The organism is Nocardia sp. NPDC051570 (genome assembly GCF_044454005.1).
GTDB lineage: Bacteria > Actinomycetota > Actinomycetes > Mycobacteriales > Mycobacteriaceae > Nocardia.
Genome location: NZ_JBITDI010000013.1, coordinates 139,204 through 163,750, shown reverse-complemented (window position 1 = coordinate 163,750; position 24,547 = coordinate 139,204). Strand labels below are relative to the sequence as shown.

Annotated in this window: 20 protein-coding genes and 1 tRNA gene; 10 read left to right on the top strand and 11 right to left on the bottom strand. The window is 64.4% G+C overall.

The annotated features are described in order from the left end of the window. Nucleotides 1-334: 334 nt before the first annotated feature. The gene (gene leuA / locus ACIA76_RS29820; RefSeq protein ID WP_397156432.1) at nucleotides 335-2,137 is read right to left on the bottom strand and encodes a 2-isopropylmalate synthase; all 1,803 of its coding nucleotides are present in this window, start codon (nucleotides 2,135-2,137) and stop codon (nucleotides 335-337) included. A 198-nt stretch (nucleotides 2,138-2,335) separates the two neighbouring features. On the opposite strand from leuA, the gene ACIA76_RS29815 reads away from it, so the two are divergent. Beyond that, nucleotides 2,336-3,100, top strand: a complete 765-nt coding sequence (locus ACIA76_RS29815) for a sulfite exporter TauE/SafE family protein (RefSeq protein ID WP_397156430.1) — start codon at nucleotides 2,336-2,338, stop codon at nucleotides 3,098-3,100. Here ACIA76_RS29815 and ACIA76_RS29810 read toward each other — a convergent pair. The 3 genes from ACIA76_RS29810 to ACIA76_RS29800 form a co-directional block, all read right to left on the bottom strand. Further along, entirely contained in the window at nucleotides 3,093-4,208 is a 1,116-nt protein-coding gene (locus tag ACIA76_RS29810; RefSeq protein WP_397156428.1) for a PLP-dependent cysteine synthase family protein, read from the bottom strand. The two genes, ACIA76_RS29815 and ACIA76_RS29810, sit on opposite strands and share 8 nt — an antisense overlap. Next, entirely contained in the window at nucleotides 4,205-4,864 is a 660-nt protein-coding gene (locus tag ACIA76_RS29805) for a transcriptional regulator (RefSeq protein ID WP_397156426.1), read from the bottom strand. The genes ACIA76_RS29810 and ACIA76_RS29805 overlap by 4 nt, the downstream gene beginning before the upstream one ends. Nucleotides 4,865-4,939: 75 nt before the next feature. Next, nucleotides 4,940-5,737, bottom strand: coding sequence for a hypothetical protein (locus ACIA76_RS29800; RefSeq protein ID WP_397156424.1), 798 nt, complete (start codon nucleotides 5,735-5,737; stop codon nucleotides 4,940-4,942). Between the two features lie 278 nt (nucleotides 5,738-6,015). Between ACIA76_RS29800 and ACIA76_RS29795 the strand changes: the two genes are divergently transcribed. Then, the gene (locus ACIA76_RS29795; RefSeq protein WP_397156422.1) at nucleotides 6,016-6,234 is read left to right on the top strand and encodes a hypothetical protein; all 219 of its coding nucleotides are present in this window, start codon (nucleotides 6,016-6,018) and stop codon (nucleotides 6,232-6,234) included. Next, nucleotides 6,231-6,875 carry a hypothetical protein gene (locus ACIA76_RS29790; protein WP_397156420.1) on the top strand — a complete coding sequence of 215 codons (645 nt, stop codon included), beginning with the start codon at nucleotides 6,231-6,233 and terminating at the stop codon, nucleotides 6,873-6,875. Before ACIA76_RS29795 ends, ACIA76_RS29790 begins: the two co-directional genes overlap by 4 nt. Nucleotides 6,876-6,931: 56 nt before the next feature. Here the strand turns inward: ACIA76_RS29790 and recR are convergent, their stop codons facing one another. Together recR and ACIA76_RS29780 are read right to left on the bottom strand one after the other, a co-directional pair. Further along, nucleotides 6,932-7,540 (bottom strand): recombination mediator RecR, encoded by a 609-nt coding sequence (gene recR / locus ACIA76_RS29785; RefSeq protein WP_397156418.1) that lies wholly within the window; start codon nucleotides 7,538-7,540, stop codon nucleotides 6,932-6,934. Between the two features lie 10 nt (nucleotides 7,541-7,550). Continuing rightward, nucleotides 7,551-7,886 carry a YbaB/EbfC family nucleoid-associated protein gene (locus ACIA76_RS29780; protein ID WP_397156415.1) on the bottom strand — a complete coding sequence of 112 codons (336 nt, stop codon included), beginning with the start codon at nucleotides 7,884-7,886 and terminating at the stop codon, nucleotides 7,551-7,553. A 124-nt stretch (nucleotides 7,887-8,010) separates the two neighbouring features. Between ACIA76_RS29780 and ACIA76_RS29775 the strand changes: the two genes are divergently transcribed. After that, nucleotides 8,011-8,595, top strand: a complete 585-nt coding sequence (locus tag ACIA76_RS29775; RefSeq protein ID WP_397156413.1) for a hypothetical protein — start codon at nucleotides 8,011-8,013, stop codon at nucleotides 8,593-8,595. An 85-nt stretch (nucleotides 8,596-8,680) separates the two neighbouring features. On the opposite strand, the gene ACIA76_RS29770 is transcribed toward ACIA76_RS29775, so the two are convergent. Further along, on the bottom strand, nucleotides 8,681-9,115 hold the full coding sequence (locus ACIA76_RS29770; protein WP_397156411.1) for an SRPBCC family protein: 435 nt from the start codon (nucleotides 9,113-9,115) through the stop codon (nucleotides 8,681-8,683). A gap of 113 nt (nucleotides 9,116-9,228) precedes the next feature. Here ACIA76_RS29770 and ACIA76_RS29765 point away from each other — a divergent pair, with 113 nt between their 5' ends. The 4 genes from ACIA76_RS29765 (at nucleotide 9,229) to ACIA76_RS29750 (ending at nucleotide 12,577) form a co-directional block, all read left to right on the top strand. Further along, on the top strand, nucleotides 9,229-9,402 hold the full coding sequence (locus tag ACIA76_RS29765) for a hypothetical protein (RefSeq protein WP_397156410.1): 174 nt from the start codon (nucleotides 9,229-9,231) through the stop codon (nucleotides 9,400-9,402). Between the two features lie 293 nt (nucleotides 9,403-9,695). Next, entirely contained in the window at nucleotides 9,696-11,123 is a 1,428-nt protein-coding gene (locus ACIA76_RS29760) for an FAD-binding oxidoreductase (protein ID WP_397156594.1), read from the top strand. Then, nucleotides 11,120-12,436 carry a class I SAM-dependent methyltransferase gene (locus ACIA76_RS29755; protein ID WP_397156408.1) on the top strand — a complete coding sequence of 439 codons (1,317 nt, stop codon included), beginning with the start codon at nucleotides 11,120-11,122 and terminating at the stop codon, nucleotides 12,434-12,436. Before ACIA76_RS29760 ends, ACIA76_RS29755 begins: the two co-directional genes overlap by 4 nt. 67 nt (nucleotides 12,437-12,503) lie before the next feature. Further along, nucleotides 12,504-12,577 (top strand) — tRNA-Met (locus tag ACIA76_RS29750). Nucleotides 12,578-12,672: 95 nt separating this feature from the next. Here the strand turns inward: ACIA76_RS29750 and ACIA76_RS29745 are convergent. Together ACIA76_RS29745 and ACIA76_RS29740 are read right to left on the bottom strand one after the other, a co-directional pair. Further along, nucleotides 12,673-14,946, bottom strand: a complete 2,274-nt coding sequence (locus ACIA76_RS29745; RefSeq protein ID WP_397156406.1) for an MMPL family transporter — start codon at nucleotides 14,944-14,946, stop codon at nucleotides 12,673-12,675. 490 nt (nucleotides 14,947-15,436) lie between these two features. Beyond that, the gene (locus tag ACIA76_RS29740) at nucleotides 15,437-16,738 is read right to left on the bottom strand and encodes an acyltransferase family protein (protein WP_397156404.1); all 1,302 of its coding nucleotides are present in this window, start codon (nucleotides 16,736-16,738) and stop codon (nucleotides 15,437-15,439) included. 405 nt (nucleotides 16,739-17,143) lie between these two features. On the opposite strand from ACIA76_RS29740, the gene ACIA76_RS29735 reads away from it, so the two are divergent. Further along, nucleotides 17,144-18,445, top strand: a complete 1,302-nt coding sequence (locus ACIA76_RS29735; RefSeq protein WP_397156592.1) for an acyltransferase family protein — start codon at nucleotides 17,144-17,146, stop codon at nucleotides 18,443-18,445. A gap of 841 nt (nucleotides 18,446-19,286) precedes the next feature. Continuing rightward, nucleotides 19,287-20,792, top strand: coding sequence for an ArnT family glycosyltransferase (locus tag ACIA76_RS29730; RefSeq protein WP_397156402.1), 1,506 nt, complete (start codon nucleotides 19,287-19,289; stop codon nucleotides 20,790-20,792). A 55-nt stretch (nucleotides 20,793-20,847) separates the two neighbouring features. Here the strand turns inward: ACIA76_RS29730 and ACIA76_RS29725 are convergent, their stop codons facing one another. Together ACIA76_RS29725 and ACIA76_RS29720 are read right to left on the bottom strand one after the other, a co-directional pair. Continuing rightward, nucleotides 20,848-23,478 (bottom strand): type I polyketide synthase, encoded by a 2,631-nt coding sequence (locus ACIA76_RS29725; protein WP_397156400.1) that lies wholly within the window; start codon nucleotides 23,476-23,478, stop codon nucleotides 20,848-20,850. Continuing rightward, nucleotides 23,475-24,533, bottom strand: a complete 1,059-nt coding sequence (locus ACIA76_RS29720) for a hypothetical protein (protein ID WP_397156398.1) — start codon at nucleotides 24,531-24,533, stop codon at nucleotides 23,475-23,477. Before ACIA76_RS29720 ends, ACIA76_RS29725 begins: the two co-directional genes overlap by 4 nt. Between the last annotated feature and the right edge of the window lie 14 nt (nucleotides 24,534-24,547).

Genomic DNA, 24,547 nt, shown 5'->3' with positions numbered 1-24,547 from the left:
GAGCAGAGAGCTCGGCGCTAATGCAGCTCCAAGCTAGCACGCTGTCCGATTACCCGTGTCCCCGCGGACGAGGTCCATACCCCTTATCGCCCAGACTTATCCACATGTGATCCACAAGTGATCTCCCCGTGCCCCGACGCCGGCCTGGCGGCCGACGACGGGGACTCCGGGCCCTTCTTATACCCCGAGGCCCTTCTTACGTCCCGAGGTCCTTCTTACGTCCCGAGGTCCTTCTTACGTCCCGAGGTCCTTCTTACGTCCCGAGGCCCTCCTTACGTCCCGAGGCCCTTTACGTCCCGAGGCCCTCCTTATGTCCCCGAGCGAAGCGAGGGGCTCACCGAGCGCGGGACGCCCGGTTCACCGCCGAGACGACCGCGCGCAGCGAGGCAGTGGTGATCGAGGTGGCGATGCCGACGCCCCACGTCACCTTGTCGCCGATGGCGCATTCGACGTAGGCCGCGGCCTGGGCGTCGTCACCGGAGGACATGGCGTGCTCGGAGTAGTCCAGCACACGGACATCGGTGCCGATCGTCGACAGCGCGTCCACGAACGCCGCGAGCGGGCCGTTGCCCTCGCCGGAGATCTCCTGCTCGACCCCGTCGACCTTCACCACGACATCGATATGGTCGGTGCCGCCGTCGGTTTCGGATGCGGAGACCCGCTGACGCATGCGCTCCAGCGGCAGGACCGGATTCAGATACTCCTCGGCGAAGGCGTCCCACATCTCCTTGGGCGTGACCTCACCGCCCTCACCGTCGGTGATCTGCTGGACCGCCCGGGAGAACTCGATCTGCAGCCGCCGCGGCAGCACCAGTCCGTGATCGGTCTTCATGATGTAGGCGACCCCGCCCTTGCCGGACTGCGAGTTGACCCGGATGACCGCCTCGTAGGTGCGGCCCACATCCTTGGGATCGATCGGCAGGTACGGCACCGCCCAGGTGATGTCGTCGACATCCGAATCCGACGCGTCCGCAGCGGCTTTCATCGCGTCCAGGCCCTTGTTGATGGCGTCCTGGTGGCTGCCGGAGAACGCGGTGTAGACCAGATCGCCGCCATAGGGATGCCGCTCGTGCACGGGCAGCTGGTTGCAGTACTCCACGGTGCGGCGGATCTCGTCGATAGTGGAGAAGTCAATCTGCGGATCGACGCCGCGGGAGAACAGATTCATCCCCAGGGTCACCAGGCAGACGTTGCCGGTGCGCTCGCCGTTGCCGAACAGACAGCCCTCGATGCGGTCGGCCCCGGCCTGATACCCCAATTCGGCGGCCGCGACGGCGGTCCCGCGATCGTTGTGCGGATGCAGCGACAGCACGATCGCCTCGCGCCGCGCCAGATTGCGACTCATCCACTCGATCGAGTCGGCGTACACGTTGGGGGTGGCCATCTCGACCGTGGCGGGCAGATTGATGATCATCGGCCGGTCCGGCGTCGGCGCGATGATCTCGGTGACCGCGTCGCACACCTCGCGGGCGTAATCCAGCTCGGTGCCGGTATAGGACTCGGGGCTGTACTCGTAGCGCCAATCGGTATCGGGATAACGCTTCTCGACCTCCAGGCACAGCCGCGCGGCGTCGGTCGCGATCTTCTTCACCGCCTCGCGATCGGCGCGAAACACCACGTGCCGCTGCAGGATCGAGGTGGAGTTGTAGAAGTGGACGATCACGTGCGGCGCGCCCTGGCACGCCTCGAAGGTGCGCTCGATCAGCTCCGAACGGCATTGGGTCAGCACCTGAATGGTGACATCGTGCGGGATCGCGCCGTCCTCGATGATCTCGCGGACGAAGTCGAAATCGGTCTGGCTGGCCGACGGGAAGCCGACCTCGATCCCCTTGTAGCCCATGCGGACCAGCAGGTCGAACATGCGCCGCTTACGGGCGGGGCTCATCGGATCGATCAGGGCCTGGTTACCGTCGCGCAGATCGACCGCGCACCATGCCGGGGCCCGATCGATGATCTTGTCCGGCCAAGTGCGGTCGGACAGCGTGACCGGCTCGACCTCCTCGGCGAAGGGCCGATACCGGAAGGTCGGCATCGAGGAGTTCTTCTGTGTGTTCCACGCGGGCTGATCGGCGGGCGCGGGCTTGGTCGGCGCGGTGATCGTGCGCGTGGCGGATACGAAGGCGTCAGCGGGTGACATGCGATGTTCTCCGTGGGTGTGGATGGGATCCCGAAGGTGGGTCGACCGGCACAGCTGAACCCCGCGACGGGAGCCGGTCCGTATCAGACCCCGCCGCGGCGACCGAGAAGAAGTGCCCGCTGCATGATGAGGCGAGTTTACAGGCCCGAGACCGAAGCTGGAAAGACAGGTCGACACGGCCCGACGTGAGGAATGCGGATGACCTGGACGCAACAGCTCGTGGTCTTCGGCGCGGGCATCGCCGCCGGCGGTATCAACACCATCGTCGGCTCGGGGACGCTCATCACCTTTCCGGTGCTGCTCGCCCTGGGTTATCCGCCCGTGACCGCCAATGTCTCGAACACGATCGGCATGGTGCCCGGCGGCGCCAGCGGGGTGTGGGGATATCGGCGCGAACTCGCGGGCCAGGGGGCCCGGATGCTGCGGCTCGGCAGCGCGACCCTGATCGGCGCGGTGGCGGGAGCGGTGCTGTTGCTGACCCTACCGCCCGGGGCCTTCAAGGCGATCGTGCCGGTCCTGATCATCGCCGCGCTGGTCCTCGTGGTGGTGCAGCCGCGGCTGGCGCGCTGGGTGAAGCGGCGGCGCGAACAGGGTGGCGACACACCGGAACACGGCGGACCGCTGCTGTGGCCGGCCGTGCTCGGCACCGGCGTCTACGGCGGGTACTTCGGTGCCGCACAGGGCGTTCTGTTGATGGGCCTGCTCGGTGTGTTCGTGGACGAGGACATCCAGCGGCTCAACGGCGTGAAGAACTACCTGGCGATGCTGGCCAATTCCGCGTCGGCCGCGATCTTCATCGTCGTCGCCCACGTGTCGTGGCAGGTGGCGGGACTGATCGCGCTCGGCTCGATCATCGGCGGTCAGCTGGGCGCGACGGTGGGACGACGGTTGCCGCCCACCGTCTTACGCGCGGTGATCGTGGTGGTCGGCACGATCGCCGTGGTCCGGTTGCTGGCTAGCTGAGCCGTCCCGACTCGAGGAAGCCACGCAGGCGCGCGGCATAGGGCGCGATGTCGATACCTTGGGCCGCAAGCCATTCCGTGGAGTAGTACTTGTCGATATAGCGGTCGCCCGGATCGCACAGCAGTCCGACCACGCTGCCGCTGCGGCCCGCGGCCGCCATCTCCGACATGATGTGGAACGCCGCCCACAGACCGGTTCCGGTGGAGGCCCCCGCCTTTCGGCCGATCAGCTCCTCGAGCACGTGCACGGCGGCGATGGCGGCCGCGTCCGGAACGTGGATCATGCGGTCGATGGCCGAGGAGACGAAGCTCGGCTCGACGCGCTGGCGGCCGATTCCCTCGATGCGGGAACAGATCTCGGTGGTGACGCCGGAATCGCCGTCCCGCCAGCCGGGGAAGAACGCCGAATTGTCCGGGTCCGCAACGCAGATGCCGGTCGCGCGGCCGGTGTAGCGGATATAGCGGGCGATGGTCGCCGAGGTGCCGCCGGTGCCCGCGGTCGCGACGATCCACGCCGGGTCGGGATGCGGTTCCTCGGCGAGCTGATCGAAGATCGACTCGGCGATGTTGTTGTTGCCCCGCCAGTCCGTCGCGCGTTCGGCGAAGGTGAACTGGTCCATGTAGTGCCCGCCGGTCTCGCGCGCGAGCCGCGCGGCCACCTCGTACACCTCGATGGCGTTATCGACGAAATGGCATCGGCCGCCCTGGAATTCGATCAGCCGCACCTTCTCCCGGCTGGTGCTGCGCGCCATCACGGCGATGAACGGCACCCCGATCAGCCGCGCGAAGTACGCCTCCGACACCGCCGTCGAACCGCTCGAGGCCTCGATCACCGGGCGGTCGGGCCGGATCCAGCCGCTGCACAGCGCGTGCAGGAACAGCGAGCGGGCCAGCCGATGCTTCAATGATCCGGTGGGATGGGTGGATTCGTCCTTCAGATACAGGTCCACGCCCGGCACCGACGGCACCGGCACGCGCAGCAGATGGGTATCCGACGAGCGGCGCGCGTCGGCGCGGACCTTGGCGATGGCCTGTGCCAGCCACTGCCGGTGCGCGGGGTCGTAACGGTTGATATCGACCATGACATCGGTCGTATCGGCGGCGGTCATGCGCTGTCCTCACCCTCGAGCTCGTTGAGGTAGTTGTAGATGGTGAATCGGGTGACGCCGATCGCCTCGGCCACGGTCTCGATCGCGTCCTTGACCGCGAATACGCCCTGTTCGCGCAGTCGCGCCACGACCTGAATCTTGTGCTGCTTCTTCATCAACTCCACCGGAACCCCGGTGTCGGCGACGGCCTCGGCGATCATGCGGTCGGCCAGCTCGCCCACACTGCGCGGGAAGGTCTCGCGCGGGCCCGCGACCGGTTGCGCGGTCGCGCCGAGCAGCGCACCGAGCAGTCGATGCGCCTCGGCGAGCTCGGTGACATCGATATTCAGGCACAGCGCGGCCACCGGCGTCCCGTCCGCGGGCGATCGGACGATGATCGTGCTGGATCGGCCGCGGCGATGCTGCGGGAGTTCGGTCGGATAGTCGATCAGATTGGCGCTCGCCCCCGAGCTCAGATGCCGCAGCAGCAGATCGGTCGCCGGGGCGCCCACATCGCGGCCGGTGAGCCCGCCCGCGATGGCGTGGACCGAATCCGGCAGATGGGTCAGATCGTGGACCACGACCTCGGCCCGCAGGGCCTGCGCCAGCGGCTCGACCAGTTGTGCCAGCACGGCCAGGGTCGCCCGCACCTCGGCTTCGCCAACCCGCCCGGTCATGGCACCCTTCCGCATCCGATTTCAACTGATTGTTGAGAGCTTACATAGTCAGTTGATATGCGCCGGGCGCGGGGCTCAGTTCTCCGACGGCAGGTGCACGAGACTGAGTCGGTCGGCGAGGGCGTCGACCGAGGCGGCGTCGGCGTAGGCCTCCGTGGTCAGCTCGATATAGCTGACCCAGCGGTCGATGCGCGGGGTCCAGCGTTCGACGTAGGCGCGGGCGTGCCCGGCCTCGGCCGGATCACCCTTGGCCCGCGCGGCCCGTTCGGCGGAACGCGCTGCGGCGACGGTGTTTTCGGCCAGCATCAGTTGTTCGCGGCAGTGGTCGAGGTCGGGGACCTCCTCGCGGACGGTATCGGCCTCCACCCGCAGGCTGAGCACCAGGCCGCGCAATCGCGGGTCGGCCACCTCGAGATGCGGCACCTCATCCTCCTTCGGCAGCGCGCGACCGGCGGCGGCGATGGCCCGCAGGCACCGTTCGCGCCGCTGCTTCTCGCGTTTCTCCCACAGCGCCAACTCCTTTCGATACTCCTCGACCTCCTGGACGCCGACCTTCCGATAGTGCAGATCGGCGGCCGAGGTCATCCGTTCCACCCCATCGCGATCGCGCACGATGATGGCGGCCCGCCATACCTCGGGCGCCGGATCCGGAGTCCCCTCGATCCGCGCGTCCAGCACCACCGCGTACTGCTCCTCGACCAGCTCCCCGCACACCCGGTCGAAGACGGCGGTGCCCACCTGGATGAAGTCCTGGCAGACGCGACCGGTCAGGGCATCGGCGGCGCCGAATGTGCCCTCCCCCGTCTCCAGGATCCGGTCCGTCCCGTCCGGATCGATCCGCGTGACCTTCCAGCTGTAGAACTCGCCAGTCATCCTGTCCTCCACAGTGATTCGTCCCCGACGGGACACCGCGAACATCGACACGTACAGCGACGAAAACCGGCACTTCGACCCCCTCGGCCCGAGAATACGATCACGCCCGAACCGCGGACAACGGCTCCGCGCCGATTTCCGCGATCCGGCAGGTGCGATTCCATTCTGGAAGGCAACAAGTTTCGGATCCGCAAGGTTCGCCCGACACGCGGCCGAGATCGCGAGCCTGTCGGGCGGCGGTGGTAAGACGAAAGGCGGACGTTCTCACAGGAGGTCTCATGCACGCGAGGGTTTGTCCGTCCTGCGATGCGGTGCTCGATCACTGCCACGGCACGCTGATCGTGCACACCGACCGGTCGGTGGAATGCACCGAGGCGGACTGCTTCGACGCCGACCATTCCCGGCACACCTGCATCGTCGACTGCTTCGATGTCGCCGGGGGCTGCGGATGTGCGGTCACGGAGACGGTGACGGGGCCGCGTAGCCTGGCCGGGTGAGTTACGACCAGGTCCTCCTGCCCTCCGGCGTCGCGTCGACGCCCGCGGCGGCCGATGCGTATCTGACCGGCCAGCAGGGCCTGCCCGAGGCGGAGGCGGTGGCGGCGATCGCGGCCGAACTCAACGGCCGCAACGCCGCCCTGCCCGAACGGGACGCCTTCCTCGCCGACTCCCCCGTCGGCGGCAAGGACAATGGTGCGGCACTGTACGTTTCGAGCGACTACGACGCCATCGGCCATCTGCGCGCCCTGCTGTTCGAACTCGCCACGCCGCGCGACTACGCCCTCTACGACCCGCAGCTGAGCTGGCTGATCGACCCCGCGGACCATATTCCGCTGACGATCACCCACGGCGGCGCGGGCGAATTCCCCTACCTCACCCGCGCCCTGGTCGACCTGTGGATCCCTGCCCTCGAGGCCCCCGGCCCCTACCTGATCGCCGAAGGCGAACCCCAGCACTACATCCAGACCTACCGCGACGACGCGAACCGGTACACCCTCGAATACCGCGACGGCTCCCCCACCCGCCACTTCGGCGCCCACACCGACGACCCGACCCTGGTGGCCGACCTGATCTGGGACTGGGCCACCGGGAACCGCACCCGCTTCGACGCCCTGGACTGGAATCCCGTCGAGCTGTGAACCTTCCGTCCCCGACGGGGGGTTCCCCTGTCGCGGAAGGTAATCCGGGCAACGGATCAGAGTGCGCGACGCCCCGACAACGCCCGGCCGAGGGTCAGTTCGTCCGCGAATTCGAGGTCGCCGCCCATGGGGAGGCCGGAGGCGAGGCGGGTCACGGTCAGGCCGGGGAAGTCGCGGAGCATGCGGACCAGGTAGGTGGCCGTGGCCTCGCCCTCGGTATTGGGATCGGTGGCGATGATGACCTCGCTCACGTCCACGCCGTCGTCCTGATTTCCGATGCGCGCCAACAGTTCCCGGATGCGCAGCTGATCGGGGCCGATGCCCGACAATGGATCCAGCGCACCGCCGAGTACGTGGTAGCGGCCGCGGAATTCGCGGGTGCGCTCGATGGCCTGCACATCCTTGGGCTCCTCGACGACGCAGATCATGGTGCGATCGCGCCGCGGGTCCGCGCAGATGCGGCACAGCTCACCGTCGGAGACCGTGCCGCATACCGCGCAGAACCGCACCCCGTCGCGCACCTTCTGCAATGCCGCCTGCAGCCGATCGATCTCGGGCGGCTCCACCGACAGCAGATGAAAGGCGATGCGCTGGGCGCTCTTCGGACCGACGCCGGGCAGCTTGCCCAACTCGTCGATCAGATCCTGAACCGGACCCTCGTACAACAGTGATCCTCTAGCCGAGGCCCGGCAGGCCGGGGAGGCCACCGCCGCCGGCCAGCGGGCCGAACTTCTCCGCGGCCAGCTGCTGCGCCTTGGTCATCGCGTCGTTGAGCGCGCCGACGACCAGATCCTGCAGCGTCTCGACATCGTCGGGGTCGACCACCTTGGGATCGATCCGCAGCGACTGCACCTCGCCGGTGGCCTTGATGGTCACCTTCACCAGGCCATTGCCCGCGACGCCCTCGACCTCGGCCGCGGCGATCTGTTCCTGCGCTTCCAGCACGGCCTGCTGCATCTGCTGGGCCTGCTGCAGCAGCGCCCCCATGTCGAACTCTCCACCTGGCTGCACGGACTGTCCTCTCTGCGGGAAGTGGTTACGTACCAGCGTAGTCACGGTTGGGTCGATCACCCCATCCGCCCGGTCATAGCGACTTACCATCAAAGGTGGGTCGGACGATCCGGTGGAGGCAGCGATGCGTGTATACCGTGACCTTTTCCGCAAATCCTTTGTGCGCCTGGTAGCACCCGCAGGCCTGGCGACGATGCTCGCCGTGGCACCGGCAGCAGTCCAAACACCTACCGCCAGTGCCGATGTCGACCACGGTGGCGGCTGTGTGATCTACGACTACAACCCGAGCGCGACGGTCGAGTCGTTACGCAGTAGATGCACACCGGAACAACAGGATCAGATCTTCCGCAACTCACCCCGCGGGAGCGTACCGACCGGTGCGACCAACGGATGGGTGACGCGCCCGTCGATCATCGAGGCGATCGCACCGCCGTTCTGGCGCGGGAAGAACTTCTACACCGGACCGAACGGCGGCCGCCTGATGAACCGCGTCACCGTCGCCGGAATCGAGGGCTTCCCCGCGAACGTGTACGTCGCACCGTCCCGCATGGACGGCCGGCCCGCGTGGGCATTCGACTACGCCCCCTCGATCCTCTCCCCGATCTGGGACGAGGTCCGCGAGATCGCCCCGGGCGTATGGTTCGGATACTCCTACTGGCGCGGGATCTTCCAGACCCCGCAGTTGTTGACATTCGTGCTGACGCGGTGACCGCTGGAACGTCGTCCGTCTCGATCTGTCCGCCCCGACCGGCGCGAACAGATCGAGCGGGCGATCTGTTCGATATCGCCCAGGGTCAAGCGAGTTCGCGCTTCAGATTCTCCAGCGTCTCGGCCTGAATCTTCTTGAGCCCCAACGGCGCGAAGATGCCCTCGAAGAATCCGGCGACGCCGCCCGCGCCCTTCCAGCCGGTGCGGATCGTGACCAGCGCACCGGCGCCCGACGGCGTCACCGTCCAGGTCGTCACCATCGTCGAATTCGAATCCCGTTCGGTCACCATCGAATCCGAGACCGAGACCACCGCATGCACGTTGCGGGACCGCTTCTGGGTGGCCTGCAGCGTCCACTCGGCCACCGTGCCCGCTCCCTTGCCGCCCTCGAGCACCTTGTAGTCGTGATAGTGCGAGGTGAGGATGCGCGGCCGCACGGTCTCGTAATCGGCGATCGCCTCGAGCGCGCGCTGCGAATCCGCCGGAACGACGATCGAACTGGAGGCGTTGACCTGTCCCACTATGAGCTCCTTGTTTGACTCAGCGCTGTGCACGTTCCTTGCCGCGGGGCTATGCTACGCCGCGATCGTGGCGAGCCGGATCACCAGCGTCGGCGGAATCACACAGGGGATCGATGACATCGGAATGGACCATCACCCCGGAGCAGCACGACCCACCCCTCGCCCGAACACTGTGGCGCACTTACTACACCGAGGTCAGCGACCGCTGGTATCTGCTGTACGAGGGGCGGCACTCCCCCTACTCCCAGCACTGGTTCGGGAAGCGGCTCGGCGAACAAGCCGAATAACCTTTCAGCAAAATCCACCGGGCGATCATTCCCGCCACGGGCGTGACAACTCTCCCATTACGGCGGCCGGGGGCATGCCACGGTCACGCGGTCGGTCCTGCGACGTTCCGGCAGATCCGGTACGCCCGTATCGTTCCGATCGAAAACAACGGCGTGACCTGGAGATTCCGCTCCGGCCGGGAGAAGCTGCCGGGCTATCGGAACGCTATGCAACATATGGGTGAAGAATCCGGCCCCTGGGTACCCTCACGGTGGCCCCCGGATTCGGTGCGAGATAGCGTCAGGGGGTGGCAGTGAGTCTGTTGGGGAAGGCCGGACGCGCACCGGCCGCACACGAATCAGGTTTTGCCGCGCACCGGGCGGGGGTCGATCGGCTGTTGGCCAGCTATCGCGCCATTCCACGCGAGGCCAATGTCCGGCTGGCGAAGAAGACCTCCAATCTGTTCCGCGCCCGCGCGAAGAACACCGCGCCGGGCCTGGACGTATCCGGGCTGACGCAGGTCATCGCGGTGGATCCGCAGGCCAAGACCGCCGACGTCGCGGGCATGACCACCTATGAGGATCTGGTCGCGGCGACCCTGCCGTACGGGCTGGCCCCGCTGGTGGTGCCGCAGCTGAAGACCATCACCCTCGGCGGCGCGGTCACCGGCCTGGGTATCGAGTCGACCTCGTTCCGCAACGGTCTGCCGCACGAATCGGTCCTGGAGATCGATGTGCTGACCGGCGCGGGCGAGATCATCACCGCCACACCCGACGGCGAGCATGCGGATCTGTTCCGCGGATTCCCCAATTCCTATGGCACGCTCGGCTATTCGACGCGGCTCAAGATCCGGCTTGAATCGGTGCAGCCCTATGTGGCGCTGCGGCATGTGCGGTTCCATGATCTGGGCGAGCTCGAGACCGCCATGGCGCGGATCATCGCCGAGCGCGCCCATGACGGCGAGCGGGTCGACTACCTCGACGGCGTCGTATTCACCGCCGGCGAAAGCTATCTGGTGCTCGGCCGCCAGACCGACGAGCCCGGCCCGGTCAGCGATTACACCGGGATGGACATCTATTACCGCTCCCTCCAGCATGATTCGGCCGAGCCCAAGCGCGACCGGCTGACCATCCACGACTATCTGTGGCGCTGGGACACCGACTGGTTCTGGTGCTCACGGGCTTTCGGCGCACAGAATCCGACGGCCCGGCGATTCTGGCCCTCGCGGTATCGGCGATCCAGCTTCTACTGGAAGCTCATCGCACTGGATCAGCGCTACGACATCGGCGACAAGCTCGAGGCCCGCAAGGGCAATCCGCCGCGCGAGCGCGTGGTGCAGGACATCGAGGTGCCCATCGAGCGCACCGCGGAATTCCTGCACTGGTTCCTGGACGAGATCCCGATCGAACCGCTGTGGTTGTGCCCGCTTCGGCTGCACGACGATCGGATCGAGCGCCCCTGGCCGCTGTATCCGCTGGAGCCCGGCCGCACTTACGTCAATGTCGGCTTCTGGTCGGCGGTTCCGACCGTCGCGGGCGAACAGGAGGGCGCGGCCAACCGCGCCATCGAACGCAAGGTCAGCGAGCTGGACGGGCACAAATCGCTGTACTCCGACGCGTACTACGACGAGGATGAATTCGCCCGGCTCTACGGCGGCGATATCTATCCCGAACTGAAGAAACGATACGACCCCGATCATCGTTTGCTGGATTTGTATTCGAAGGCGGTGCAACGCAAGTGACCACATTCAAGGATCGCTCCGACGTATTCGCGGAGTTGGGTACGAAACTCAGCATTGCCGAGATCTTCGAAGCACTCGTCGACGGCGAGGTGCCGATCCGGTTCTCCGCCTATGACGGCTCGAGTACGGGCCCGGTGGATTCGAAGTTCGCACTGGACATCAAGACTCCGCGCGGCATCAACTACATCGCCACGGCCCCGGGCGATCTCGGCATGGCACGCGCCTACATCTCCGGCGATATGAGCGCCGAGGGTGTGCATCCGGGCGACCCGTACGACTTCCTGAAGGCGATGAGCGATCTGAAGTTCCATCGCCCCTCGGCGCTGGCACTGGTCACCATCGCGCGCTCGCTCGGCTGGGATGCGCTCAAGCCGATCGCGCCACCGCCGCAGGAGACCCTGCCGCGGTGGCGGCGTATCGCCTTGGAGGGTCTGCGGCATTCGAAGGCCCGCGACGCCGAGGCGATCCATCACCACTACGACGTCTCGAACACCTTCTACGAGTACGTGCTCGGCCCCTCGATGACCTACACCTGTGCGTGTTACGAGGATGAGGACCAGACCCTGGAGCAGGCGCAGGAGAACAAGTACCGCCTGGTGTTCGACAAGCTGAACCTGAAGCCCGGCGACCGGCTGCTCGACATCGGTTGCGGCTGGGGCGGAATGGTCCGCTACGCGGCCGAGCGCGGCGTGAAGGTGATCGGTGCGACCCTGTCCAAGGAACAGGCCGAATGGGGCCGGGCCAAGGTCGAGGAGCAGGGGCTGCAGGATCTGGCCGATATCCGCCACTCGGACTACCGGGACGTGCCCGAATCCGGCTTCGACGCGGTGTCGTCCATCGGACTCACCGAGCATATCGGCGTGGCCAACTATCCCGGCTACTTCACCTACATCCAGAGCAAGCTGCGCGACGGCGGCCTGTTCCTCAACCACTGCATCACCCGCCCCGACAACACGCGCACCACCAAGGCCGGTGACTTCATCGACCGCTACGTGTTCCCCGACGGCGAGCTGATCGGTTCGGGTCGCATCATCTCCGATATCCAGAACGTCGGCCTCGAGGTGATCCACGAGGAGAACCTGCGCCCGCACTACGCCCTCACCCTGGCCGAATGGTGCAAGAACCTGGTGGCCAACTGGGATGCCTGCGTCGAGGAGGTCGGCGAGGGCACCGCGAAGGTCTGGGGCCTGTACATGGCGGGCTGCCGACTCGGCTTCCAGCTCAACGTCGTTCAACTCCATCAGGTCCTCGGCATGAAGCTGCCGTCGGACAAGGAGTGGACCGTCCCGCTCCGCCCCTGGTGGAAGGCCTGAAAACCCCTAAGTAGACCCCGCGTGAAACCCCCGCGAAGCATGTGCGTAAAGTAGTGCAAGCACCCGACGCGGGGTGGAGCAGCTCGGTAGCTCGCTGGGCTCATAACCCAGAGGTCGCAGGTTCAAATCCTGTCCCCGCTACTGACGAAAAGGCCCCGAAGCCACTGGCTTCGGGGCCTTTTCGCTGATTCAGCGATTTACCGCGTGTCTGGGTGATCTCGACCAGGCGCCGTACGTCAGCTCAATCGACGAGCAGAACGTGATTCGGTGAATACCGGGAGTTGCATGGTCACCGGGTCGGTAATCGGGGTGGTCTCGACGAGGTCGATGAGGGTGCCGTCGGCGGGCCGTTCATCGTCGAGGATGGGTTCGCCGAAGCCGATCTTCTGCTGGATCTTCTTCATCCAGCCTGGCGCCCACCAGCAGTCGTCGCCGAGCAGTTTCATCGTCGCGGGCACGAGGAGCATGCGCAGCACGGTGGCGTCGATGAGCAGTGCGGTGATCATCCCGTACGCGATGTACTGCATCAGCACCAGATCCGAGAAGGCGAATGCGCCGGTGACGACGAGCAGGATCAGCGCGGCCGCGGTGATGATGCGACCGGTATGCGCGGTCCCGATGCGGATCGCCTCTGTGGTGGGGCCCCCCTTCGCGCGTGCTTCGACCATCCGCGATATCAGGAAGACCTCATAGTCGGTGGACAGGCCATAGACGAGGGAGATGATCAGTACCAGCACATTCGCCTGGATCGGCTGTGGCGTGAAGTTCAACAGCCCGGCACCGTGACCGCCGATGAAGATCCAGGTCAGGATGCCCAGGGTCGAGCCGAGCCCGAGGGCGCTCATGATCGCCGCCTTGATCGGCAGAATCAGTGAGCCGAAGGTCAGGAACATCAAGAGCGTCGTCACGAGCAGGACCAGTCCGATCATCAGCGGCATCCGGTCCAGCAGTGCGTCGATACTGTCCTTCTGGACGGCAGGCACTCCGCCGACGAACATGCTCACCCCGTCAGGGGTTTCGATCGACCGCAAGTAGTCGATGGTGGTATCGGCGCGACGAGAGTCGGCCAGTAGCGCACTGGTCCGATAGATGTTCGGCTGCGTGCTGGACCGTCGTGGCACGTCGAACTTCCCGGATAGTCCCGGTGCGTCGTTCACCTGTTTCCAGACGGCGCCGACAGCGTTGCCGTCGGCGGAGACGAAGACCAGTTCGATCGGGTCGGACCTGCGCCCGGGGAACGCCGTGTCGATCTGCTGCTGCGCGAGGCGAGTTTCATTGTCCGGGGGCAGGTATCGCTCGCTGAATCCGCCGAAGGCCAGATTGCGCACGGGCAGGATCAACAGCAGCAGGACGATACACAATGTGCCACCGATCTTCAGCGGACGCTGCATCACCCAGCGGGTACTCCTGCCCCAGAAGCCGTTCTCGACCTCCTCCGCGGTCTTGGTCTTGCGCAACCTCTTGATACCCAACATGTCCACCCGCGGGCCGAGGACAGCCAGCATCGCGGGCAGGACCGTGATCGCCGTCAGCGCGGCCAGCGACACCGCCGAAATAGATCCGTAGGCAATGGATTTCAGGAAACCCTGTGGGAACAGCAGCATGCCACCGGCACTCGCGATGATCATCGTCGCGGAGAACACCACCGTGCGCCCGGCTGTCATCACCGCTCGCCGTACCGCCGCCGGTGTGTCGTACCCTTCGGCGAGCTCTTCCCGGAAACGACTGACGATGAAGAGGCCGTAGTCGATGGCCAGACCCAGGCCGATCATCGAAACGACCGGCTCGACAAACGAATTGACCTCGGTGTAGTTGGTCAGAAGGCGGATGATCCCGTTGGCGCCGACCATCGTCAGCCCGCCCACGATCAAGGGCAACGCCGCGGCGACCACGCCGCCGAAGATGAAGAACAGCAGCACCGCCACCAGTGGGAAGGCCAGAACCTCCATTCGCCGGATGTCCTGGGCCATCGTGTCGTTGAGCGTCACTGCCACCGGTTTCAAGCCACCGACCTGCACGACCACACCGGGGATCTCGAAGACGTCCTTGACCTGGCGGTAGTTGGAGAGAATCTCATTGTCGCCGGTACCGCGGATCCCGATCGACGCCACGGCGTACTTCTTGTCGGGCGTGGCGAATAGCGGTCCGCTGGCTCTGCCGGTTTCGGTGCGCCAATAGGCACCGTTGATTCCGATGATCTGCCCGGGGTACCGGCGCGGCAGGTTGTCGAGGCTGCCGATGATCGTGCGGCTGAACTCGGGATCGTCGACAGTCTTTCCGGGCGGCGCGGTGTAGATCGCGATAACGTCGGCGTCATGACTCTGCGGCCACGCCGCACCGATCAGTAGCGCGGCGTGGAAGGATTCCGACCCGGTGTCGTCGAGGCCGCCGGAGCTGAGATGGTTCCCCAGACCGAAGCCGTACACGCCCAGCGCGAGCAATCCGGCTATAACAATGCCGAGCACAGCGAACCGCTGCCGGTGCACGAGGTTGCCCCAGCGCGTGAACACTATCTCCCGCCGATCATCAACAGGCTGCGCATCGGGTGGATCCCGGCGGACCGAAGCCCGTGGCGTCCCGCTCCGCGTAGGTGTAGTCGAGTCATCGTCCGGCGAAAAACGCGAGGACCGCTGACATGAACTCCCCCAAGGACTTTCCGGCAGACGTGTTCAACGTCACCTCCACGATTGGCGACATTGAACACTTCTGTTCGCCGACCAACCAATTCTTCTCCAGCAGCGATCTTGATGAGCGCGGACGCTCACGGTCGTGCTCGGATTGTGCAACGTTGTGAGAGACTAGTGCGCATCACCGAGACCCGCAAACGCACTGCGGGGCATGGTGATAGCGACCCGCTGTGAATCCTTGCGATCATCCGGCGATTTGGTCGATGCGGTTGATGTGACCCGGGTCATGAATACGGAGATATTCCGGTACCCCCAATCGACGCAAGGAGCGGTCCCGGCATTACGCCGACAAGGCTGCGTCAATCCTTTTCTCTTACGCGGCAACGGTTCGCCGATGGTCTTCGGCACGCTTCCGTGCGTCTATTTTGGTCATCAGGCGATGGCCGAGGTTGTGGCAGGGCTTCTCGATCGTGCGGTAGGTCACCGCCGCGATCACCAGCGCGGCGATCACCCACGTGCACAAGGTGAGCCAGGCCGCGGGAATGCCGGCGACAGAGCAGGTCCAGCGGGGCAGGGCGTCGAGCACGAGGGCGTGGACGAGGTAGAGCGAGTAGCTGATCCGTCCCAGGAACAGCAACGGACGCGGGAAAGTATGGCGGCGGAGCAACAGCGCCGACGCGAACAACAGGTAGGCGGGGATGATGGTGGCGGGTTGCTTGAGCCAGGTGACCATCACGCCGGTCGCCTGGTCCGAGTAGGGCTCGATGAACAGGCTGATTCCGAAGATCACGCACACGGCGAACCCGAATACCGCCCATCCGCGCCTCGCGGAGATTTCGCCCGACGTCATCCGATAGAGCACCGTGCCGACGAACATGGTGGCGAAATAGCCGAAAGTCAACACCGACTCCCCGGGCTGGTTGAGAACCAGTGGGACGGTGATGAATGCGAGCAGGATCGCGGCGAGGGCCGCGTGCCGGTCGGCTGCCAAGCGGGCGAACACCACCGCGACCAGGATCGTCGCGACCGCGACCATCGAACGCGTGATGACGTTGGCGTGGGTGCCGTTGAGCAGCGCGGGTGGCAGTGCCGCCCCGGGGGCGATCAAACAGAGCGCGAGAACCGCCAGGGGTATCGATCGACGGTTGAGCCGACCGATCAGCAACAGCGACAGAAACAGGTAGAACGCCAGTTCGTAGGACAGCGACCAGGAGGCGCCGACCACCTGGATGTCCGGGCCGCCGAGGAAGAACTGCACCATGGTGAGGTTCTTCGAGAACTCGAGTGCGGGGTGGGCCAGAAAATCCGTCGGCAGATCGTACCGGTGTATCGAGTGCAGGATCATCGCCGCGATCAGGCAGGCCCAGAACAACGGGTAGAGCCGGAGGAACCGGCCCACCCAGAACGCGCCGAGGGACCGCCCTCGCTCCAGCGATGCGGGAATGATGAAGCCGCTGACGATGAAGAAGACGAACACCCCGAACTGTCCGAGCCCGAAGTGCGCTACGGAGAACCGGAAATACCCCGGCCAGAGGCGTTCCGACGAATGTTGAATCACGACCGCCAAGGCCGCCAAGCCTCGAAGCGCATCGAGAAACTCGAACCGGCCACCCCTGCCGCGTACCGCTCGTTCAACCGGAGCGATCGGAGCCGCCGCAACATCATCAACAGTCATGGCAGCCCGACGGGCCGAAGCCCGTGACGTCCCGCTCCCCGCCGATGATCATGCCCATGGCCGGCCGGGGCCAGTTGTCCTGCGACTGCCGGCACAGAATCGGAATCACAGCTCCCCCAAGGACTTTCCGGCACGACGATCGCGAACGCGCGCGGTCGCTCTCGGATTGTGTAACTTCGCGAGAGGATAGTGTGCATCACCGGCACCCGCAAACGCACTGCGAGGCATGGTGATAGCGACCCGCTGTGAATCGTGGTGATCGGCCGGTGATTGGTCGGTGCGATTGATGTGACCTGGGTCATAAATACGGAGATATTCACCTGCCGTGCTGGTCGCGATTCGATTCGGTTACGATCGCCAACTATGTATCCAGGGGGATCCACGTCGAATTCTCGGCGGTTGGGTGTGACGAAATCAGATGAGGCTGTTGCGGATCCGATCGCTCCGGTTGAACGAGCGGTACGCGGCAGGGGTGGCCGGTTCGAGTTTCTCGATGCGCTTCGGGGGTTGGCGGCCTTGGCGGTCGTGATTCAACACTGCTCGATCGGACTGTGGCCAGGTTTTCAACGGTTTTCCGCGGGAATCTTCGAGCCCGGGCAGTTCGGGGTCTTCGTGTTCTTTCTCGTCAGCGGCTTCATCATCCCTACGTCGTTGGAGCGGGGGCGGTCGTTGGGCGCCTTCTGGGTGGGGCGGTTTTTCCGGCTCTACCCGTTGTTCTGGGCCTGTTTGATCGCAGCGATGATCATGTACGCCGTAGGCCGGTACCCGCTGTCATCGAGCTTTCTGACCAATCCCGTGTGGAACCTGGCGACCAACGCGACCATGACGCATCTCTTCCTGTTCGCCAGCCAGAGGGAAGATCTGGTGGTTGGCATCGCCTGGACACTCACCTATGAGCTGGTGTTCTACATGTTCGTGTCGCTGCTGTTCCTCGGCCGGTTTCTCCCTCGATCAGTGCCCGTCGCGGTTCTCGCACTCAGCGCGATGGTTCCCCTTGCCCTGATTCCGCCCGGACTGCTCAACGGACCGCAGGCGAACTGGACCACTCGGCTGGGGGTCGTAATTGTGACAGCGCTGGTCGCGGCGATATTCGCCCTTCGGGCGGTGAACCGCCGGAACGCGGTCATCGCGCTTCCGCTCGCCGTGATCGCCGTTCCGTTGGTACTCAATCAGCCTGGGCCCACGGGGTACTCGGCCGCGGTCTTCGCCACGATGTTCGTGGGCACGGTGCTCTACCGGATGACGCGAGGCGAGACCACCACCGGCATCGGGTGGGGGGTCTTCGGCCTCGCCGTATTCCTGATAACAGTGCTGTGGTTCGTCACGTTCGGGGAACATGTCGACCCGGACACCGGAACCTTTGTCGGCTGGTACAAGGACGTCGCTGCCATGGTCGGCGCCTACATGTTCTTCGGGGCAGCGTTGCTGCTGCGGCGACATTCCTTCCCCCGCCCCTTGCTGTTCCTGGGCCGGATCAGCTATTCGCTCTACCTCGTCCACCTGCTGGTACTGAACGGGCTGCCCCGCTGGACCACGTCGGTCGCCGGCATCCCCGCAGTCTGGCTCACCTGGTGCACCTGGGTCGGCAGCACACTGCTCATCGCCACCCTGACCTACTACGCGCTAGAGAAGCCCTTCCACGACCTCGGCCATCGCTTGATCGCCGAGATGAAGGCGAGGGCACGACCGGTGCCAGCGATGGCCTGAGCGCTCTCCGCGCTGTCACGGTTGCGGCGGCCCGCGGGACCGGGCCCGCCGCATACCCCGGTCAGTGGTGAGGAGTGTTCATGTAGGCGGATCCCGCACTCGCCAGCGTGGCGGCTCGTCCGATCAGATTGAGGATGAGTCCGATGATTTCCATGTCGACCTGTGTTCCTTACTGCCAATTACATTGGCGGATCTTTCGTTTCGATGACAACTGATACCACATACTCGTCCGATCGGATCTGTCGGCGGATCACCGCTCGGCTTCGAGCGTTCCTCGATGATCTTGATCGAGGGATGACGGCATGAGTAAACAAAGAAGGAACAGTCGCCGAATTCGAAGGCACGCAGTCGCGCACGGTGCCGACAGAGGCTGGCAGTAGTGCCCGATGCGACGCACGTTACATTGTTCGAATCCTCATTGTGCAAGCTTCACTTCCACTGGCCCGAACGAGTGACATTGTGCCACTACGCGTTCCGACATCGGCCATCGAATCGGTCACCACGAGAAGGTAAGTCGATGCTGCCGCACCGACAAAGGCTGCCTATTCAGAGCGGATGACTATCACTGCCCAGGTCATTTGCACACCCTGACGACAGGCATTAATGTCATGCAAAACTGCATAATCCGAGCAGGACCGCGAGCTCTCGCGCTCATCAAGTTCGCTGCCGGGGAGGACAGTTCACCAGCGAACAGATGCGACGCCACTAGCGGGAGTGGGGCGTCGAACGCGTCTGTCGGAAATAACAGGGGCAGTGCATGACAGCGGTCGTTGCGGTTCGTACCGAGCCGAAAGGCCTTCCGAATACCCACCCATCGTTCGCTTTCCGTGGCGTCGCGCTGATGGCTGTGATCTCCGCGATAGTCCTGACGGTAACGGCGGGACGCTACGAGTTCTTCGGTGACGAGCTCTATTTCCTTTCCGCCGGCCGACGACTCAACTACACCTACGCGGATCAGGGCGTCGTCGTGGCGCTGTTCGCCCATATCGCGGACGTGCTCGCACCGGGATCGGTGACGGCGCTGCGGATCCCGGCCGTCCTGATGAGCGTGGGTGCGATCGTGGTGTCGGCGCTGATCGCCTACGAACTCCGGGGCAGTCGCCGCGTCCAGCTGCTCGCCGCGGGCTGCTATGGCACGTCCTACCTGCTGGTTACCCAGTGCGCGTTGAGCACGTTCTCTTTCGACGCCACCCTCACGGCCGTGATCACCTGGTTGTTGATCCGCTGGGTTCGTACTCGTCAGGACTGGCTGATCGTCGTAGCGGGACTGGTTGCGGCCCTGGACATGCAGGTGAAGTGGATGATCCCACTGGTCTGGGCATGTCTCGGCATAGCCGTCATCCTGTGCGGCCCCCGGGAAATCCTGCGTCGCCCCGCGCTGTGGGTGGCGACCGGCATCCTCGTCCTGTCCTTGGTTCCGATTCTGTACTGGCAGTCGCAGCACAACTGGCCGCAGCTGGCCATGGGCACGATCATCGGCGCGGAACAGGACGCCACGGGTTACGGTCCGCCGGGATTCTTCCCGCAGTGGCTCGGATTCGCGGGCTTCCTGGGCACAGTGTTGATCGCGGTCGGATTCTGGGCGGTAGTCAAGCAGGAGGCGCTGCGGCCGTATCGCTTCATCGCGGTCGCCCTGCTGCTCATGACCCTGTTTGTCGTCATCACCCACGGCCGGCCGTACTACCCGACGGGCTTCTTCCCTGCCATGTTCGCCATCGGAGCCGTCGGCCTGTGGCGGTACCCCCGGAAACGGTGGATGAACCTGGCGATGATTCCGATCGTCGTGCTCACGGTGGTGACGTACATCGGCACGCTCACCCTCCTGCCCTTACCTCCCAGCTGGCGCAGCCAGACCGTGGACGCCATCGATCTCGGCATCCGGTCGGCGTTCTGGGGAACCACCAATTGGTCGCGCATGATCTCGGCCGTCGCCGCCGGTTACGACACGCTGACACCCGAGGAAAAGGCACACTCCGCCATCATTACCCAAGGCTATTGGCAGGGTGGTGCGGTCGAGCAGTTCGGCGGGAAATACGACCTGCCGGCCACCTACAGTCCGAGCCGAGGCTTCGGATTCTTCGGCCCGCCACCGGATTCGACAACCACGGTGATCTACGTCGGTTTGGACACCGCCGAAGCCGACCTGCGATCCCATTTCGACGAGGTGGAACGCGTTGCGCAACTCGACGATCCGATGGGCATCCCCGGCATCGACCGCATGGTCGCCGTCTGGAAATGCAAGGGGCCGAAGCAACCGTGGTCGATCATGTGGGACTCCATGACCACACTGTTCTTCGATCTCGGCCACTGGCACGACCCCCGGGCCACCACGCGACCCACGCACTAGGGAACGTTCCCGGAACCATGGTTCCGGGAACGTTTTTCGTTGATCATGGAGCCGACTACTGTCCCGGCATCGAAGCTCGCCGCCTGGCCCGCCTGGACCTGGGGATCTCGGACTGTTCGGGAGCCTCGCGGATACCGAGGATCACCGCCAGGCGATCGCCGAACGAGTTGACAGTGGGGTATTCCACGAACAGCGACGAAGGCACATCCCGATCGAGCGCCTTCCCCAGTCTCGCAACCAACTCGATCAGCATCAGCGACTCGACGCCCGCTTCGAAGAGATTCTCGTCTCGCGTGATCCGCGACCGGACATCACCCTTCACCATCTCGCCGAGTTCCGTGTCGATCAGCGACTTCAGCCTGCCCACTTGTTCGTCCGCGGTCGCCGCGGCGAACACCGCGGCTCCCACGGCGCCTGCCTCGTCATCGTCCGGCCGCACCCAATGCCGCCGAGATTCGAAAGGTGTGGGCGGCAATGGGACCCGACGTAGATCGCGATCGGCATGGAAAGCGTGCCAGTCGATCTCGACACCGGCGACCCAGGCTCGCGCCGCCTGCTCGGCGATCCATTCGAGCGGTTCGTGGTCTTCGGATATCGCGTTCGGAAGGGACTGGACCGAAAAGGCTTCGCTCTCGGCATCATTGATCGAGTCGGCGGCACCGCGACGGAAGTAGGTTTCGAAGTCCGGACCCGCGGGCCGCACGCCTTCCTCGAGCCATCCGAAATCTTCGCCACACCATACGCGTGCTGTCGATTCGCCGAATTCAACTGGGCCACAGTCATCCCCAGCGATGCTGTGCAGCGCGTCGAGTGGTGAGATGACACCGGCGAGAGACAGGGCGACCACCCTACTCGGTCCCACGCCACGTAAACTGGTACGGCCGAATCCCTGACGCCGCCACAGTTCGGCTACGGCATACTCCTTGATGAACCATGCGGTGGAATCATCGCTCTCGAATACTTCCCCGCGCGAACGATCGCAGCAGAGCAGACGCACTACTTCGTCGACCAGACCACTGAATGCCGGAAACGCGCCCTCCAGTGCGTCGAAATATGAACTCGGCGCCGAGCCTGCGCAACCGAGCTCGAGGACACCGGGCAGCGCGGTTGCTCCGTCCACGACGCCGACGTGCAGTACCTTCTCGTCCTCCAGAGCCAAAGCCAAGGCGGCATCGCGCGCGGTTCGGGCCACCAGCGCCCGGCGGAAGGTGTGCTGACGACGGCCGACCGCCAGCGTGTACGCGACATCCGCCAGTTCGCCGGTACTCCGGCGGAGTTGTCGCGCAAGCGATCCGGACACCTCTCGAAGTGAGTCCATCGACCGCGCCGAAATCACGACAATCTCGGGCCGCTCCGGTGATTCGCGATCGGTCCGCGCGGGCGCCTCCTCGAGGATCAGATGCGCATTCGTCCCGCCGATGCCGAAGGAACTGACACCGGCGCGGAGCGGACCGCTCGCGGATTTCCAGTCCTGAAACTCCGTGTTGACGAACAGCTCCGCCCCGTCCCGATCGGCGATATCGCTGTTCAGTTCGCTGAAGTACAGGCTCGGTACGAGCTTGCGGTGCTGCAACATCAGCACCGTCTTGATCAACCCCGCGATCCCGGCAGCGGTATCGAGGTGTCCGATATTCGACTTCACCGAGCCGATCGCGCAGGGCCCCGATGCACCGCGAGCGCCGACGGCCTCGCGTAACGCCTCGAACTCGATCGGGTCACCGAGCGGTGTGGCGGTCCCATGGGCCTCGACATAGCTGATGCTCGCGGCCGGACAGTCCGCGACCGCCAGCGCATCGGCGATAACTCCTACCTGGCCCGCCACACTCGGGGCGGTGAAGCCCGCCTTGCCCGCACCGTCGTTATTGATCGCGCTGCCTCTGATCACAGCGTTGATCCAGTCCCCGTCACGGACCGCGTCCGCCATCCGCTTGAGCACAACCACTCCGACACCGCTGCCGATCACGGTTCCGCTGGCATTCTTGTCGAATGGCCTGCAGCGACCGTCGACGGAGTAGATCATTCCGTCGGTATAGGTATAGCCCTGATTCGCCGGCAGCCTCAGATGAACGGCCCCCGCGATCGCCGCATCGCATTCCTCGCCCAATAGCGCAAGGCAGGCGGTGTGGACCGCCACACCCGATGTGGAGCATGCGGTGCTGACTCCCACACTCGGGCCACGCAGATTCAACTTGTAGGACACGCGAGTCGCAAGGAAGTCTCTTTCGTTGGCGATCATCATCCGATACTGATCGAGAGAGGATCCGCTGCGATAGAGACCGCCTAATTCTGTGAGCAAGTAGTGGTTCATCCCCGCGCCGGCATATACCCCGACACGCTGACCCAATTCCGCCGGAACATAGCCACTGTTCTCACAGGCCTCATACGCAACCTCCAGGAACAATCTGTGCTGCGGATCCATGATTTCCGCATCCGCCGGCGCGATGCCGAAGAAATCGGCATCGAACATCTCCACACCATCGACCCGCTGGGCGGCCGGGACGTATCGGGAGTCATCCAGTATCGACAGCGGGACGCCTGCACGTATCAAATCTTCGCGTGAAAGAATCTCCAACGCATCCGACCCGGACGCGAGATTAGCCCAGAAACGCTCGATGTTGCGAGCCCCCGGAAAGCGAGCAGCCATTCCAATGATCGCGATATCGGATTCAGCCAGCTGATAGTTCATCGATCCAGTCCTGATTCTAGTTCTATCCCCATATCCGCGGCCACCTTATGCATATCCATGAAGGTATCCGCGACAAACTCTGCCGCAGCCTCGCCCGCTTCCAATCGAATAAAGATCGAGACCAATGCGGATCTCAGCTCCTGCCTGTCTCCGTCACGATGCACAATCTTGAACACCACATCACGGAATTCATCCTCGAGCCCGAGCAGATCGACCGATCGCGGAAACTTGAGACTGAATGTCGATCGATCGACCGTCGAGTTCCGCGCGGCCGATCGAAGATAGCTCGAAGCGTTGAGCTTGTAGAACATGGTATTCCAGTTTTTGAACGAGTAATAGTTCAGCAGCGGGAAGAGTGTGCAGTGCGTCTCGAGCGGTGATGATTGATAGAGTTCCTTACCTTTCAGCTCGAGCACGATCGCTTCCGGGTCATATTCATGACGTAATGCTATGAAAGGAAACACCACGCGTGGGAGGCGCGTTTCGTCCGCGAACAGCAATTCCTCGATCTTATCGCCGAACAGCTCCTCGCATCGGTCGCCGCCGAACGTCTTGTGAAATCCTTTGACTATCTCGCGGACATTCGACTCCATCGTCAGGATCTGCTGCGGGTCGGCGCACATGGCAATGAAGGGGATACTATCGTCATAAGCGCGGATGATCGCCCGTATCAGGAAGAAGTTCCGGCAGGACGCGCAGGGTAGCTTCTCGTCCAGGTACCTACCCGACCCTGCCGCGACAGGCCTGTTGAAGATATCCCTGACTACCGTCCTTATACCCGCGTCATCGTGATCCATCACGAAGGTCGCCGCTATCTTCGCCTTGGCCAGTTTGATATTCTCCGATATATGATTGCTTTCGAACGGAACATCGAAGGTATAGGCCAGCACTCTCTTGCCGTATTCATTCACGAACTTGTCGAGCATATAGGTGCTGTCTTTACCGCCGCTGTACATGAACAAGCAGTCGTACTCGGCATCCCGGTCCGGGGCCGACTTCCGGAAGTCGTCGAACACAGATTTTGTGTAGTTGTAGTTGTCGAGTAGATCGCCCATGGTATCCAGTCGGC

Coding starts and splice junctions, on each gene's coding strand:
- leuA (WP_397156432.1), bottom strand. CDS start 2,137: ATGTCACCCGCTGACGCCTTCGTATCCGCCACGCGCACGATCACCGCG.
- ACIA76_RS29815 (WP_397156430.1), top strand. CDS start 2,336: ATGACCTGGACGCAACAGCTCGTGGTCTTCGGCGCGGGCATCGCCGCC.
- ACIA76_RS29810 (WP_397156428.1), bottom strand. CDS start 4,208: ATGACCGCCGCCGATACGACCGATGTCATGGTCGATATCAACCGTTAC.
- ACIA76_RS29805 (WP_397156426.1), bottom strand. CDS start 4,864: ATGACCGGGCGGGTTGGCGAAGCCGAGGTGCGGGCGACCCTGGCCGTG.
- ACIA76_RS29800 (WP_397156424.1), bottom strand. CDS start 5,737: ATGACTGGCGAGTTCTACAGCTGGAAGGTCACGCGGATCGATCCGGAC.
- ACIA76_RS29795 (WP_397156422.1), top strand. CDS start 6,016: ATGCACGCGAGGGTTTGTCCGTCCTGCGATGCGGTGCTCGATCACTGC.
- ACIA76_RS29775 (WP_397156413.1), top strand. CDS start 8,011: ATGCGTGTATACCGTGACCTTTTCCGCAAATCCTTTGTGCGCCTGGTA.
- ACIA76_RS29765 (WP_397156410.1), top strand. CDS start 9,229: ATGACATCGGAATGGACCATCACCCCGGAGCAGCACGACCCACCCCTC.
- ACIA76_RS29740 (WP_397156404.1), bottom strand. CDS start 16,738: ATGACTGTTGATGATGTTGCGGCGGCTCCGATCGCTCCGGTTGAACGA.
- ACIA76_RS29730 (WP_397156402.1), top strand. CDS start 19,287: ATGGCTGTGATCTCCGCGATAGTCCTGACGGTAACGGCGGGACGCTAC.
- ACIA76_RS29725 (WP_397156400.1), bottom strand. CDS start 23,478: ATGAACTATCAGCTGGCTGAATCCGATATCGCGATCATTGGAATGGCT.
- ACIA76_RS29720 (WP_397156398.1), bottom strand. CDS start 24,533: ATGGGCGATCTACTCGACAACTACAACTACACAAAATCTGTGTTCGAC.